The following is a 13,902-nucleotide window of genomic DNA, read 5'->3' on the forward strand; positions in this document are numbered from 1 at the left end:
CAGGACCACGGGAACAAGGTCCGGTTCCGCGACATCCGGGTCGAACCGCTGGACTGACCCCCAGGCGTGGGGGGGGGGGGCCGCCGGCCCCCCCCCCCCCCCCCCCCCCCCCCCCCGCGGGGGGGGGCGGGGGCCCCCCCCCCCCCCCCCCCCCCCCCCCCCCCGGGCCGGTTGCGCCAGGAGCCTGCGGGGGAATTTTCAGGCCCCTGCGCACGAGGGTACGGAGACCGTTCACGGCGGCACACCTGGCGTTCGTCAGGTACGGGACTTACCTTCGGCAGTACGGCGGCCGGGCGGCGGAACGCTCCGCCCCCGCGCTCCCTCCCCTCATGCTCCCGCCCTCACGCACCACCGCGCAGTTCGCGCAGGAACTGGGCGACGTGGAAGGCGAGTTCGATCGACTGGGCGGCGTTCAGCCGTGGGTCGCAGGCCGTCTCGTAGCGGCTGGCCAGGTGGGTGTCCAGCACCTCGTCGAGGTCGCCGCCGAGGCACTCGGTGACGTCGTCGCCGGTGAGTTCGAGATGGATTCCGCCCGGGTGCAGGCCCTCCTCGCGGTGCACCGCGAAGAACTCGGCCACCTCGGTGGTGATGTCCGACAGCCGGCGGGTCTTGTAGCCGCTCCCGGAGACGAAGGTGTTCCCGTGCATGGGATCGCAGGCCCACACCGGGGCGTGCCCGGCGTCCCGCACGGCCCGCAGCAGCGGCGGCAGCAGCTCCGCGCCCCGCCCGGCGCCGAGCCTGCTGATCAGGACGAGCCTGCCCGGCGCCCGGTCCGGGTCCAGCCGCTCGCACAGTTCCCGCAGGTCGGCGACGCCCATGGTGGGTCCCACCTTGACGCCGACCGGATTGTCCACCCCGGCGAGCAGTTCCACGTGCGCACCGTCGACGCGGCGGGTGCGGTCGCCGATCCACAGCAGGTGCGCACTGGTGTCGAACCAGCCCCGCCGCTTCTCGTCGTACCGGATCAGCGCCTGCTCGTACTGCGGCAGCAGCGCCTCGTGCGAGGTGTAGAGCTGGACCTGGTGCAGGGCGGCCTGGGAGCGGGTGTCCAGGCCGCAGGCGGACATGAACCGGAGGGCCCAGGTGATGTCGTCGGCGGCCTTCTCGTACCGCTGCCCGGCGGAGCTGCGCCGGACGAACTCCTGGTTCCAGTCGTGGACCTGGCCCAGGTCGGCGTAGCCGCCCAGGGTGAGCGCCCGCAGCACGTTCAGGGCCGCCGAGGCGTGGTGGTAGGCGCTCAGCAGGCGGCCCGCGTCCGGGCGGCGGGCCTCGGCGGTGAACTTGGGTCCGTTGACGATGTCCCCGCGGTAGGCGGGCAGTTCGACGCCGTCGACGGTTTCCGTGGGGCGGCTGCGGGGCTTGCCGAACTGACCGGCGATCCTGCCCACCTTCACCACCGGCAGCCCGGAGCCGTAGGTGAGCAGGATGGCCACCTGGAGGATGACCCGCAGCTTGCCGCGCACCCCGGCCTCGGTGCAGGAGCCGAACCGCTCCGCGCAGTCGCCCGCCTGGAGCAGGAAGCCCTCCCCCGCGGCCACCTGGGCCAGGGAGCGGCGCAGGTCGAGGATCTCGTCGGGCAGTACCAGGGGCGGCCTGAGGGCGAGGGTGTCCTCCACGCCGCGCAGTTCCCCGGGGTCGGGCCACTCCGGCTGCTGCTCGGCCGTCCGACTCCGCCACGAGCCGGGGCTCCATCCGCCCCGCCCGACGTCGGCCACGGGGCCGGGCCGTCCCGGGGCCGCCGTGCCGGTCCCGACCGGGGTCGCCGTGTCGGTCCCGGTCGCGGCCCCCGTGCCGGGCCGGTCCGGGGTCACCCCGCCGGTCCCGACCGGAGCCACCGTGCCGGTCCCGGCCGCGGTCGACGTGCCGGTCCCGACCGAGGTCAACGCACCAGTCCCGGCCTGAACCACCGCGTCGGTCCGGTCCGCGGTCGACGTGCCGGTCCCGGCCGGGGTAGACGTGCCGGTCCCGGTCGGGGACGTGTGGGGTTCGGTGTGTGTGTCGCTCGCCGTCATCCGACCAGTTCCTTGATCGTGGCGCCGGGGTCGCCGGCCCGCATGAGCAGTTCTCCGACCAGGACCGCGTCCACCCCGGCCGCTTCCAGCGCGCGGGCGTCGGGTGCGCCGCGGACGCCGCTCTCCCCGACCATGACCCGCCCGGTGCCCACCCGCCCCCGCAGCCGAGCCGAAAGGGTCCGGTCGATCGAGAAGTCCCGCAGGTCACGGTGGTTGACGCCGATCACGTCGGCGCCCGCCTCCAGGGCCACGTCCACTTCCCGTTCGTCGTGCACCTCGACCAGCGCCTCCATGCCGCAGGCACGGGTGCGGGCCAGGAGTGCGGCGAGCCGTGCGGGGCTGAGCGCGGCGACGATCAGCAGCAGGGCGTCGGCGCCGAGCGCCCGGGCCTCCAGGATCTGGTACTCGTCGACGACGAAGTCCTTGCGCAATACGGGGAGTTCGCAGGCGGCGCGGGCGACGGCCAGGTGGTCCGGGCTGCCGCCGAAGCCCGCCTCGTGGGTGAGCACCGACACGGCGTGGGCGCCGCCGCCCTGATAGGCGCGGGCCAGTTCGGCCGGCCGGTAGTCGTCGGTGAGCGGCCCCTTGGAGGGGCTGCGGGGCTTCATCTCGGCGATGACGCCGAGCCCGGGTTCGCGCAGCGCGGCGGCGAAGTCGCGGGCCGGGGGCGCCGCGGCGGCCAGCTCGGTCAGCTTCGCCTCGGTGCGCAGCGCGCGCCGGCGCCCGGTCTGCGACTCGGCCTCGGCGACGAGGCCGGCCAGGATGCCGCTCATGCCGGCACCTCCACCAGGTCCGCCCGCTGCCAGGAGGCGTGGGCCCAGCGGTCCAGCAGGTCGGCGGCGGCGCCCCCGTCGACGGCGGACGCGGCCAGCCGCAGCCCGTCGGGCCAGGTGCCGGCCAGGTCCGCGACCCGCAGCGCCGCGGCGGCGTTGAGCAGGACGACGTCCCGCGCGGGTCCGCGTTCACCGGCCAGGACGCGGCGCAGGACGGCCGCGTTGACGGCGCGGTCGCCGCCGGCCAGGTCGCCGGGGCGGGACCGGGCCAGCCCGTGCTCGGCGGGGTCGAAGCGGTGGGTGGTGCGCCGTCCGTCGCGCAGTTCGACCAGGTGGGCGGGGGCCCCGGTGCTCAGTTCGTCCATGCCGTCCGCGCTGTGGAAGACCAGGGCGCGGGTGACGCCGAGCCGTTCGAGGACCTCGGTCATCGGCTCCACCAGCTCGCGGCTCGGCACCCCCAGGGTGCGCAGCCGGGCGCCCGAGGGGTTGCACAGGGGTCCCAGCAGGTTGAAGACGGTCCGCGCGCCCAGTTCCCGGCGCGGTCCCGCCGTGTGCCGGAAGGCCGGGTGGAAGACCGGGGCGAACAGGAAGGTGATCCCGGTGCGGTCCAGGCAGGCGGCGGCCTCCTCGGCGCCGAGGTCGATGCGGACGCCCAGTTCCTCCAGCACGTCGGCGCTGCCGCAGGCGGAGGACGCGCTGCGGTTGCCGTGCTTGGCGACCCGTACACCGCAGGCGGCGGCGACGATCGCGGCGGCGGTGGAGATGTTGAAGGTGTTCAGGCCGTCGCCGCCGGTCCCGCAGGTGTCGAGCAGATCGCCGCCCGCGCGGGGCACCGGCGTGGCGAACTCCTGGGCGGCGCGGGCCATGCCGACCAGGTCGTCGGCGGAGGCGCCGCGCACCGTGACGGCCAGCGCGAACCCGGCGATCTGGGCCGCCGTGGCCTCGCCGCGCATGATCACGCGCATCGCCTCGGCCGCCTCGGCCTCGGTGAGGGGCCGCCGTACGAGCGTTCTCAGTGACTCAATCATCGGCGCACTCCAGGAAGTTCGCGATCAGCTGCTTGCCCTCGGGGCTGAGCACCGACTCGGGGTGGAACTGCACCCCGTGGACCGGGTGCGTGCGGTGGCGCAGGCCCATGACCGTGCCGTCCGCGGTGCGGGCCGTGACGGTCAGCTCGTCCGGCAGGCCGGCGGGCTCGACCACGAGCGAGTGGTAGCGGGTGGCGCTGAACGGGTCGGGCAGGCCGGCGAAGACCCCGCCGCCGTCGTGGTGCACGGCACTGGCCTTGCCGTGCACCTGCTCGCCGCGCACCACCGAGCCGCCGTAGGCGACGGCGACGGCCTGGTGGCCCAGGCACACGCCGAGGACGGGCAGCCGTGCGCCGAGTGCGCGGACCGCGTCCACGCAGATGCCGGCGCCGGCGGGGGTGCCGGGGCCCGGCGAGAGCAGCAGCAGGTCGAACCCGGCGAGTTCGTCGAGGGTGACGGCGTCGTTGCGGAACACCGTGGGGCGGCCGCCCAGTTCGGCGACGTAGTGGACGAGGTTGTAGGTGAACGAGTCGTAGTTGTCGATCACCGCGACCCGTGGGGCCGCGCGGGTGCCGGTGGGGGCGCTCATGCCGCCGCCTCCGCCCGCCGTACGGCCGCGAGCATGGCGCGCGACTTGTGCAGGGTCTCGCGGAACTCGGCCGCGGGGTCGGAGTCGGCGACGATCCCGGCGCCCGCCTGCACGTGCACCTGGCCGTCGGCGACGACCATGGTGCGCAGGGCGATAGCGAAGTCGGTCAGGCCGTCCGCGCCGACGAAGCCGAGGGCGCCGCCGTACACCCCGCGCTGCTCGGGCTCCAGCTCGGCGATGATCTCCATGGCCCGGATCTTGGGCGCCCCGGAGAGCGTTCCGGCGGGGAAGGCGGAGCGCAGGGCGTCCAGCGCGTCCCGGCCCTCGGCGAGCCGTCCGCGCACGGTGGACGACAGGTGCATCACGTGGGAGAAGCGCTCGACCCGCATCAGCCGCTCCACCCGGACCGTGCCCGGTTCGGTGACCCGGCCCAGGTCGTTGCGCCCGAGGTCGACCAGCATGACGTGCTCGGCGCGTTCCTTCTCGTCGGCGCGCAACTCCCGCTCCAGCCGCAGGTCCTCGGCGGGGTCGGGGTGGCGGGGCCGGGTGCCCGCGAGGGGCCGGGTGCGCACCGTGCGGCCCTCCGCCTTGACGAGCAGCTCGGGGGAGGCGCCGATGACGTGCCGCCCGCCGCCCAGGCTCAGGTGGTACATGTACGGCGAGGGGTTGGTGGCGCGCAGGTGCCGGTACAGGTCGAGCGGCCGGGCGCGCAGCGGCCTGCTGAGCCGCCGGGAGAGCACGATCTGGAAGGCGTCACCGGCCGCGATGTGCTCCCGGGCGCGGGCGACCCGGTCGGTGAACTGGTCCTCGGTGAGGTTCGCGGTCCAGCCCTCCGTCCCGTGGTCGGCCGGCGTGGCGGCGGCGAGCGGGCGGCCGGAGAAGACGGCGGGCGCCGGCGCGCGGCGCAGTGCGCGGTTGAGGCGCACGATGCGGGCGACGGCGTCGTCGTAGGACTCGCGGGCCGGGCGGTACAGGGTCATCAGCAGGACGCGCCGGGTCGCGTGGTCGAAGACGACGAGGTCGTCGGCGGCGAGGAAGGCGGACTCGGGCAGTCCGGGCGGCGGTCCGGCGGCCAGGGGCAGGTCCTCGAAGTGGCGTGCCGCCTCGTACCCGAGGTAGCCGACGACCCCGCCGTGGAACGGCGGCAGTCCGGGCACCGGCGCCACGGACCGGGCCAGGTGGGACCGCAGCGCGGTCAGCGGGTCGCCGCCCGGCAGCTCGAGCGGGACCGGGCGGTGGCCGACGTACGAGTACCGTGCCACGCCGCCGGAGACCGGCACGCTCTCCAGCAGGAATCCCGCCTCGTCCGGTCCGCACAGCTGGGCGAAGGCGGTGACGGGGCTGACCGAGTCGTCCAGGAACTCCTGGTGGAGCGGGACGACGTCGTGCTCGCGGGCGAGTGCCGCGGCGGCGGCGCGGTGCGGGACGGTGGCGCGGGCGGCCGCCTCGGCGGACTCCGCCGCGTCCTGTGCATCCTGTGTGTCCTGTGCGCCCTGTGCGCCCTGTGCGTCCGTCGTGGGCGCCTCGGCGGCGTGGGTGGTCATGCCGCCTTCCCGGCGGTGGCCGAGACCCGGCCCACTCCGACGACGGCGCGCCGCGGAATGGTGACGCGCCACCCGCCGGCGGCCTCCTCGCGGCGCAGTTCGCAGGAGGCGAGACCGCCCTCGGCGTCCGGGTAGCGGAAGACGGCCTTGGCGGTCTCGGCCACCCAGCGGTACGCCTCCTGCTCGGTGCGCCCCTCGAAGACCTTGACCAGGCCGTACATGTTCAGCAGGTACCGGCCGATCTCCAGCTCCGCCTCCTCGGGGGTGGCGGCGACGGCGGTGTAGGGGTCGTCGATCTCCACGACCTCGCGGTGGTCGTAGCCCGCCTTCTCCAGGTACCCCTCGATCTCGTCCCGGGTGAAGTGCAGGAACTTGTGGCCGGTCGCCGAGTACACGTCGGTGACCTCCTCGAACCACACGTCCACGGGCGAGCCGACGAGGAAGTCGTGCAGGACGAACGTGCCGCCGGGGCGGAGCATCCGGCGGGCCTCGGTGGCCACCGTCTGCCGGTCCGAGGGCGGTACGTGGTGCGAGCCGTAGGCCAGCAGGACGGCGTCGACGCTGTGGTCGCGCAGCAGCGGCTGCTCGGCCCGCTGGAGCAGGGCGGGCACGCCGGCCGCCCACGCCGTGGTCACCATGTGGGGGGACGCGTCGCAGGTGAGGATGTTGAAGTCGCCGATGCCCAGGTCCTCGCAGACCTTGCGCACCAGTCCGTCGCCGCCGAGCAGGTCGACCAGGACGGGCCGGTCGCCGTCGGCGGTGCGGCGGGCGGTCTCGGCGAAGCCGAGGAGCTTCCTGATCCCCGTCTCGCGGGCGCGCCGGTTGAGGGCCTGGGCCTGTACGTACTCCACGCCCCGGCTGCCCTCCCCGTCGGCGCCGAAGTCGTCGTGGCGCCCGGGGACGCTGTCCCTGGCCGCCTCCCAGGCGGCGATCCGCCGCGGGTCGGCGAGGGCGTGCAGCTCGGGGTGGCTCCGCCGCAGTTCCGCCAGCTGCCCCTGCACGTCGTCCCCGGTCACGGTGGGTCCGCTCGTCTGTGCGCGCATGCGTCGGGATCTCCTCGGGTGGGGGTGGACGCGGGCAAGACGATGCCCGCCGGGCCTGCCGGCACGACGGTAGGAGCGTCAACTTTCTCCTCGATATCGATTGGTTTTCGCCCCGCCGGGCCAAGATCCGTCCCTGTCGAAAGTAAGGCCCAAGAGACGTCGTTCGTGCCTGGTGACGGCGGATGACGGGCTCCTACAGTCACTTCGCGGGGGACGCAGCCGAGACCGGAACTGAGCGCGGAGTCGAGCCCGGAGGGCGTCAGGGATGAAGAACCAGTTGGACGAGCCGGGGGGCGCGGTCCGCGTCGGCGGGGGTGGCGGCCTGAGCGCGGCCGAGGTCGCCGAACGGGTCGCGGCGGGGCAGGTCAACGACGTACCGGCCCGGTCGAGCCGCACGATCGGGGAGATCGTCCGCAGCAACCTGTTCACGCGCATCAACGCGATCATCGGCGTGCTGTTCGTCATCGTGATGATCGTCGGGCCGGTGCAGGACGGTCTGTTCGGCGGCGTCATCCTCGCCAACACCGCGATCGGCATCATCCAGGAGGTGCGCGCCAAGCGGACCCTGGACCAGCTGGCGATCGTCGGCGAGAGCCGCCCCCGCGTGTGGCGGGACGGGCAGCGGCTCGAACTCAGCGCCTCCGAGATCGTCATCGACGACTCCATCGACCTCGGCCAGGGCGACAAGATCGTGGTGGACGGCACGGTCACCTCGGGCGACAACCTGGAGGTCGACGAGTCGCTGCTCACCGGCGAGGCCGACCCGGTGGTCAAGCAGCCCGGCGACCCGGTGATGTCCGGCAGCTTCGTGGTGGCCGGCTCGGGGACGTTCACCGCCACCCGGGTGGGCAAGGAGGCGTACGCCTCGCAGCTCGCCGACGAGGCGCGGCGCTTCAGCCTCGTCAACTCCGAGCTGCGCAACGGCATCGACCGGATCCTGAAGTTCGTGACCTACGCGATCGTCCCGGCGGGCATCGCGCTGATCATCACGCAGTTCGTGGTGAACGACGACAACTTCTCGGAGGCGATCCGGCGCATGGTGGGCGGTCTCGTCCCCATGGTGCCCGAGGGCCTGGTGCTGCTGACCTCGCTGGCCTTCGCGGTCGGGGTGGTCCGGCTCGGCAAGAAGCAGTGCCTCGTGCAGGAACTGCCCGCCATCGAGGGGCTGGCGCGGGTGGACACGGTCTGCCTGGACAAGACGGGCACGCTCACCGAGGCGTCGATGGACGTCGACGAGGTCCTCCCGCTGCTGCCGGAACTGCCGGTCGACGCGGTGCTCGGCGCCCTGGGCGCCGCCGACGAGCGGCCCAACGCCAGCCTCCAGGCGATCATCGAGTCGTACCCCGCTCCCGAGGGCTGGCGGCGCACCGCCACCGCGCCGTTCTCGTCCGCCCGGCGGTGGAGCGGCGCCTCCTTCGTCGAGCCCGCCGGCACGGAGTCGGCGTGGCTGCTGGGGGCGCCGGACACGATGCTGCCGGCCGGGCACTCGGTGCTCACCGCCGCCGACTCCTACGGGGCCCGGGGGCTGCGCGTGCTGCTCCTGGCGCGCAGCGACCGGCCGCTGGACGCGCTCATGGACGATCCCGCGGCCGTGCCCGCCGCGGTCACGGCCGCCGCGCTCGTCGTCATCAAGCAGCGGGTGCGGCCGGAGGCGCGGGCCACCCTGGAGTACTTCGCCGACCAGGGCGTCACGGCCAAGGTGATCTCGGGCGACAACGCGGTCTCGGTGGGGGCCGTGGCGTCGAGCCTGTCGCTGCCCGGGGCGGAACGGCCGGTGGACGCCCGGTTCCTGCCGGAGGACCGGGCGGAGCTGGCCGACGCGGTCGAGGAGAACACCGTCTTCGGACGGGTGGGCCCGCAGCAGAAGCGGGACATGGTGGGCGCGCTCCAGTCCCGCGGGCACACCGTGGCGATGACGGGCGACGGCGTCAACGACGTCCTCGCGCTCAAGGACGCGGACATCGGCGTGGGGATGGGCTCGGGCAGTCCGGCCACCCGGGCGGTCGCGCAAATCGTCCTGCTGAACAACAACTTCTCGGCGCTGCCCTCGGTGGTCGCGGAGGGGCGCCGGGTCATCGGCAACATCGAGCGGGTGGCCAACCTGTTCCTCACCAAGACCGTCTACTCGGTGCTGATGGCGCTGGTCGTCGTGATCGCCCAGGTGCCGTACCCCTTCCTGCCGCGCCACATCACGCTGGTCGGGTCGCTGACCATCGGCATCCCCGCGTTCTTCCTCGCCCTCGCGCCCAACAAGGAGCGGGCCCGGTCCAACTTCGTCGGCCGGGTCCTCAGGTTCGCGATCCCGGCCGGCGCGCTCGCGGCCACCGCCACCTCGGTCGCCTATCTGATCGCCCGGTCGGTATACGACGACAACCTGGACGCCGAGACCTCGGCGGCGACCCTCGCGCTGTTCCTCACGGCCCTGTGGGCGCTGGCCGTCATCGCCCGCCCGTACACCTGGTGGCGCGTGCTGCTGGTGCTGACCATGGCGGTGAGCTTCGCCGTGGTGCTGGTCGTGCCCTACCTCCAGGAGTTCTTCCAGCTGAAGCTGGTCGGCGTCACCGCGCCGTGGGCGGCGGTCGCCTGTGCGGCGGTCGCCGGGCTGGCGCTGGAGTTCGTGTGGGCACGTATGCGGCGTCGTCTCGACGCCGACTGAGCCCACCGGGCGGTCGACCCCCGTACCGCCCGGTGAAGAGGAGGGGACGCCCGGTCCGTGCCGGGCGTCCCCTCCGTCTTTCTGCGCCCGCACCGACCGGAACGACACGATCCGGCCAAACCTGGCCACCGGCGCGAGTGGAGGAGTCGGCTCCGGGCCGCTCGCCGGGCGGCCCGCCACGGCACCGGGACGAGCCCCGGCATCCGCCGCCACCAGCAGATTTCACATTCCTTACGCAATCCGCGGCGAAAGTAACCGGCAGGTAACCTCGGGGCCGAATCCAGGCCATCGGGGAATAGCAAACGGCGCACTGACGAAAGCCAGGGCAGAGACCTGCCGAAAGTTGAGTGTTGGATTCAAAGAAGATCCGTATTATTCCGACTGCAGGCAGGGGGGAGCCGGCTACGAAGGAAAAAATCCGCAGGTCAGATTGGGCCGGGTCGCAGGCAGCGCCGCACCGGCAACCACGACCGCGACTTCCGCGACGCTCCCCCCCCTCGCACTGCCGCCCGGCCACCGGTCCGGGCGCATGGAACCGAAGGGAAGTGAGGACCCACGCACAGACCAGCAGCTCCTGACGCAGCGACCCGGACCCGGAGGTGAGCGACATGACGACGAGGCCCCGACCAGCGGTGAACCCGGCTGACCCGGCCGTAACGGAGTCTTCATGCCCGTGGCACCCGACGGCTTCGGAGAGTTTCGGCACGCAGACATCAGCACAACTTGACGCGGGGGTATCAAGAGGTCATGGATCTTCGGCTGATAGAACCGATATACCAGAGAATCGGCAATGCGGAAGTCTCCCAAAAGGAAATCCCGGTCGCCGGTCTCGAATTCGGAGTGCTCGGGCCACTCGAAGTACATATGAATGGCCGAGGTCTTACGGTGGGCGGTCCCCGGCAACGAGCCGTGCTCTCCGCACTGCTTCTCTCCGCTAATCAGGTCGTTTCTTTCGACTCCCTGATAGAGGAGGTCTGGAACGGCCGTCCACCCAGTACCGCCCGCACCCAGGTGGCCATTTGCATTGCCACACTGCGCAAAATCTTCCGTACCGCGGGCTGGGAACGGGAAACCATCATCACGGCCACACCCGGCTACATGCTCAGCCTCGCCGGCCACTCACTCGACTCGCTCCGTTTCGAACAACTGGTCTCCAGAGCCACCGAACTGACGGCGGACAACCGCCCGGCCCCGGCGGCCGAGGCGCTGCGCCAGGCCCTGGCCCTGTGGCGCGGCCCCGCCCTGGGCGGCGTCCACGCGCCCTTCGCCGAGACCGAGGCGGCCCGACTGGACGAACAGCGCATGCTGGCGGTCGAACAGCACATGGCGCTGCGCCTCCAACTGGGCGAGCACCAGTCGGTCCTGGGCGAACTCCAGGCACTGGTGGGCGCCTGCCCGCTGCGCGACCGGCTGCGCTACTACCTGATGCTCGCTCAGTACCGTGCGGGACGGCGGGCGGAGGCGCTCACGACATTCCGCGACGGAATGCGGCATTCCATCGAAGAGATCGGTCTTGAACTGGGTACCGACCTCCAGTCGCTGCACGACTCGATCCTCCGCGACGAATTTCCACAGCTCGGCGTCCTGGGCATAGCGGCGGCGAAAAAGGAGCGGCCGCAGACCGTTCCGAGTCAGCTTCCGGAAAGCGACGCCTACTTCATCGGGCGTAGCCGGGAGCAGTGGTTGATGGATGACGTCCTGCTCGACGGATCCGCGCAGAATCCGCCCGCCATCGCCTACCTCACCGGAAGTCCCGGAATCGGAAAGACGAGCCTGGCGATCAACTGGGCGCACCGCGTGGCGCACAGATTTCCCGACGGGCAGCTCTTCGCCGACCTGCGGGAGGGCGGCCCGCTGGAGGTGCTCCACCAGTTCCTGCGCCAGTTGGGGGACGAGGGTCCACTGCCCGCCGAGCCCGCCGAGGCGGCGGAGCGGTACCGCGGACTGCTGGAGGGCAGGCGGGTCCTGATCGTGCTCGACCACGCCTCGTCCTACGCCCAGGTACGTCATCTGCTGCCCACGAGCGGCGGGTGCTGCGTACTCATCACCGGCCGGGCCAACCTGGACGAGCTGATGCAGAAGTACCGCACCTTCCGACTGCGGGTCGCGCCCCTGTCGGACGACGAGGCGCGGGAGACGCTGGCCGGCGTGCTGCGGGACTCACGGGCGCAGGACGTCCCCGAGGCGACCAGCAGGCTCGCCGCACTGTGCGGGCACTCGCCGCTGGCGCTGCGGGCCGCCGCGGCCAGGCTGCTCACCAAGACGCACTGGCGCGTGCTCGACCTGGTCTCCCGGCTGGAACGCTCGGGCGACCGGCTGGCGGCCCTCAGCATCGGGGAGGACTCGCTGCGCGCCCGGCTGGACCGCAGCATGCGGGAGCTGGACCCCAGGGTGGCCTTCGCCTACCGGGAGCTGAGCCGCCTCGGCGACGCGGACTTCGACGCGGCGCAGGCGGCCCGGGTGCTCGGCACGGACCTGCTGGAGGCCGAGGACCTGATCGAGACCCTGGTCGACGCGCAGCTCCTGGAGGCGGTCGGCCGCAGCCGCTGGGGCGGGATGCGCTTCCAGTGGCAGGAGCTGGTGCGGCTGCACGCGTCCCACTGCCTGGCGGCCGCGGGGTCCCTGGAGACCGCGGCCCCGGTCGCCGTGGCCCTCACCGACTGAGCCGGAGACGGCGACGGCCCGTACGCCCCCTTCCGGGGACGTACGGGCCGTCGTGTCCGGTCAGTTGCCGGTGCTCATCGCCTCCACGAGGCTCCTGGGCCGCATGTCGGTCCAGTTCTTCTCCACGTACTCCAGGCACGCCTCCCGGTCGGACTCGCCGAGGGCGACCGTCCACCCGGCGGGCACGTCCACGAAGGACGGCCACAGCGAGTGCTGCCCCTCATCATTGACCAGCACGAGATAGCGGCCGTCTGCGTCTTCGAACGGATTGGTCACGTCGCATTCCTTCCGGGAGCGTCGGGCTGGAGACTCTGCGCGGGTCGCGGACCCTGCCGACCCCGGTCAAGGTACCGAGACCGTTTTTCCTTCCGATATCGATCCGTTTTCCCGCGGGCCGTTCAGCGTCCGTGGGTGAGGACCTCCGGGTCCTGCCGGGCGGCGGTGTCCAGGCGGGGGCCGTACCGGCGCAGCCGTTCGTCGAGGAAGGCCACCACCAGCTCCCTGGTGATGCGCCCGGCGTCGGCCGCGCCGAGCGTGACCTCCTCGCCCGCCGTGCCGGTGCGTTCGAGGAGCCGCGCGTAGTCGGTGAAGGACAGGTGCCCGGCGCCCCGCACCGACAGCCAGCGGCGCGGTCCCGTCAGGTCCCGCCAGGCCCGCTGCCAGGTGGGGTCGGCGCCGGGCCGTCCGTGCTTGCCCGCGCCGAGCAGCAGGAACGGCCGGTCCACCGGACTCCTCCCGCCGGTGTGGACGGTGCCGTCCAGGTTGGCCGCGGCGGCGAAACCGGCGTCGGTGCGCAGCGCCTCGAAGGCGGCGGCGCCGCCCATCGAGTGGCCCACCACCGCCACCCGGGACGGGTCGAACCGCGGCAGCCCCACGGCGCCCGGCGACCGCAGCAGCCGCTCGCGCACGAAGCGGAGGTCCGCGGCGCGGGTGGCGGCGACCCGTGCGCCCTCCGGGTGCCGTCGGCAGGCCAGGCACCCGGTCACGCGGCCGTCGGGGTGGCTGATGGCCGGGGCCTCGTAGGCGTGGTCGACCGCGGCGACGGCGTACCCGCGGCTCGCCAGCTCCTCGGCGAGCCCGGTCAGCGAGGAACGGGGCAGCGCGAAGCCCGGTGAGAGCAGGACGAGGGGCAGCCCGCGGGCGGGCGCGGGCAGCGGCGGCGGCGCCGTGCGCGCGTGCACGCGGATGCGGCCGAGCAGGTCGGCGGGCACGCCCTCGACCCGGTGGAAGCGCAGGATCAGCGCCGACTCCCGGGCCGTGACGTACGAGGCGCGCGGCGCCCGCGAGGGCAGCGCCGGGTACCAGAGCGAGAGGGCCAGCTCGCGGTACCGGCCGGGGTTCCAGGGGTCGCGCCGGGAGGTGTCGCGCAGGTGCGCGGTGCGCACGCCGACCGGCAGGGCGCCGGTCGGCGCGGGCAGTGCGGACGCGGCCCACGCGGCGTCGGCGGCCGGCGCGGGCGCCCCCCGCGCGGCGGCCGTGCCTGGGGCGCCCGCGCCGAAGGACACGAGGGCCAGCAGCAGGGCCGCCACCAGGGCGGCACACCGGCGCGCCGGGCGGCCGGCTCCCATCACGTTCGGCATCGGCGCTCACTTC

10 protein-coding genes are annotated in these 13,902 nt (G+C 73.4%); 2 read left to right on the plus strand and 8 right to left on the minus strand.

Going from position 1 to position 13,902, the window contains the following annotated elements:
• Positions 1-341: 341 nt before the first annotated feature.
• From ACFYZ3_RS38230 to ACFYZ3_RS38255, 6 genes are read right to left on the minus strand one after another with little or no spacing between them, the layout of a single operon-like run.
• Positions 342-2,012, minus strand: a complete 1,671-nt coding sequence (locus ACFYZ3_RS38230) for a class II 3-deoxy-7-phosphoheptulonate synthase (RefSeq protein WP_388527950.1) — start codon at positions 2,010-2,012, stop codon at positions 342-344.
• Positions 2,009-2,785, minus strand: a complete 777-nt coding sequence (gene trpC, locus ACFYZ3_RS38235; RefSeq protein WP_361008229.1) for an indole-3-glycerol phosphate synthase TrpC — start codon at positions 2,783-2,785, stop codon at positions 2,009-2,011. Before trpC ends, ACFYZ3_RS38230 begins: the two co-directional genes overlap by 4 nt.
• Positions 2,782-3,813: an anthranilate phosphoribosyltransferase gene (gene trpD, locus ACFYZ3_RS38240; RefSeq protein ID WP_388527953.1), complete on the minus strand. Its 1,032-nt coding sequence runs from the start codon at positions 3,811-3,813 to the stop codon at positions 2,782-2,784. Before trpD ends, trpC begins: the two co-directional genes overlap by 4 nt.
• Positions 3,806-4,402, minus strand: a complete 597-nt coding sequence (locus tag ACFYZ3_RS38245; RefSeq protein ID WP_388527956.1) for an anthranilate synthase component II — start codon at positions 4,400-4,402, stop codon at positions 3,806-3,808. Before ACFYZ3_RS38245 ends, trpD begins: the two co-directional genes overlap by 8 nt.
• Entirely contained in the window at positions 4,399-5,946 is a 1,548-nt protein-coding gene (locus tag ACFYZ3_RS38250; RefSeq protein WP_388527959.1) for an anthranilate synthase component I family protein, read from the minus strand. Before ACFYZ3_RS38250 ends, ACFYZ3_RS38245 begins: the two co-directional genes overlap by 4 nt.
• Positions 5,943-6,989, minus strand: coding sequence for a class I SAM-dependent methyltransferase (locus ACFYZ3_RS38255; protein ID WP_388527962.1), 1,047 nt, complete (start codon positions 6,987-6,989; stop codon positions 5,943-5,945). The genes ACFYZ3_RS38250 and ACFYZ3_RS38255 overlap by 4 nt, the downstream gene beginning before the upstream one ends.
• Positions 6,990-7,254: 265 nt before the next feature.
• Here ACFYZ3_RS38255 and ACFYZ3_RS38260 point away from each other — a divergent pair, with 265 nt between their 5' ends.
• Positions 7,255-9,645 carry an HAD-IC family P-type ATPase gene (locus ACFYZ3_RS38260; RefSeq protein ID WP_388527964.1) on the plus strand — a complete coding sequence of 797 codons (2,391 nt, stop codon included), beginning with the start codon at positions 7,255-7,257 and terminating at the stop codon, positions 9,643-9,645.
• Between the two features lie 747 nt (positions 9,646-10,392).
• The gene (locus tag ACFYZ3_RS38265) at positions 10,393-12,309 is read left to right on the plus strand and encodes a BTAD domain-containing putative transcriptional regulator (RefSeq protein ID WP_388527967.1); all 1,917 of its coding nucleotides are present in this window, start codon (positions 10,393-10,395) and stop codon (positions 12,307-12,309) included.
• Positions 12,310-12,369: 60 nt separating this feature from the next.
• Here ACFYZ3_RS38265 and ACFYZ3_RS38270 read toward each other — a convergent pair whose 3' ends face one another.
• Together ACFYZ3_RS38270 and ACFYZ3_RS38275 are read right to left on the minus strand one after the other, a co-directional pair.
• The gene (locus tag ACFYZ3_RS38270; protein WP_003975599.1) at positions 12,370-12,585 is read right to left on the minus strand and encodes an MbtH family protein; all 216 of its coding nucleotides are present in this window, start codon (positions 12,583-12,585) and stop codon (positions 12,370-12,372) included.
• Between the two features lie 122 nt (positions 12,586-12,707).
• Positions 12,708-13,889, minus strand: coding sequence for an alpha/beta hydrolase family protein (locus ACFYZ3_RS38275; protein WP_388527970.1), 1,182 nt, complete (start codon positions 13,887-13,889; stop codon positions 12,708-12,710).
• Positions 13,890-13,902 lie beyond the last annotated feature (13 nt).

The sequence above is a fragment of the Streptomyces sp. NPDC001599 genome (genome assembly GCF_042893535.1).
Lineage (GTDB): Bacteria > Actinomycetota > Actinomycetes > Streptomycetales > Streptomycetaceae > Streptomyces.

What these genes read in the sequence shown, in the direction of transcription:
- ACFYZ3_RS38230 (WP_388527950.1), bottom strand. Translation starts at nt 2,012, where the DNA reads ATGACGGCGAGCGACACACACACCGAACCCCACACGTCCCCGACCGGG.
- trpC (WP_361008229.1), bottom strand. Translation starts at nt 2,785, where the DNA reads ATGAGCGGCATCCTGGCCGGCCTCGTCGCCGAGGCCGAGTCGCAGACC.
- trpD (WP_388527953.1), bottom strand. Translation starts at nt 3,813, where the DNA reads ATGATTGAGTCACTGAGAACGCTCGTACGGCGGCCCCTCACCGAGGCC.
- ACFYZ3_RS38245 (WP_388527956.1), bottom strand. Translation starts at nt 4,402, where the DNA reads ATGAGCGCCCCCACCGGCACCCGCGCGGCCCCACGGGTCGCGGTGATC.
- ACFYZ3_RS38250 (WP_388527959.1), bottom strand. Translation starts at nt 5,946, where the DNA reads ATGACCACCCACGCCGCCGAGGCGCCCACGACGGACGCACAGGGCGCA.
- ACFYZ3_RS38255 (WP_388527962.1), bottom strand. Translation starts at nt 6,989, where the DNA reads ATGCGCGCACAGACGAGCGGACCCACCGTGACCGGGGACGACGTGCAG.
- ACFYZ3_RS38260 (WP_388527964.1), top strand. Translation starts at nt 7,255, where the DNA reads ATGAAGAACCAGTTGGACGAGCCGGGGGGCGCGGTCCGCGTCGGCGGG.
- ACFYZ3_RS38265 (WP_388527967.1), top strand. Translation starts at nt 10,393, where the DNA reads ATGGATCTTCGGCTGATAGAACCGATATACCAGAGAATCGGCAATGCG.
- ACFYZ3_RS38275 (WP_388527970.1), bottom strand. Translation starts at nt 13,889, where the DNA reads ATGCCGAACGTGATGGGAGCCGGCCGCCCGGCGCGCCGGTGTGCCGCC.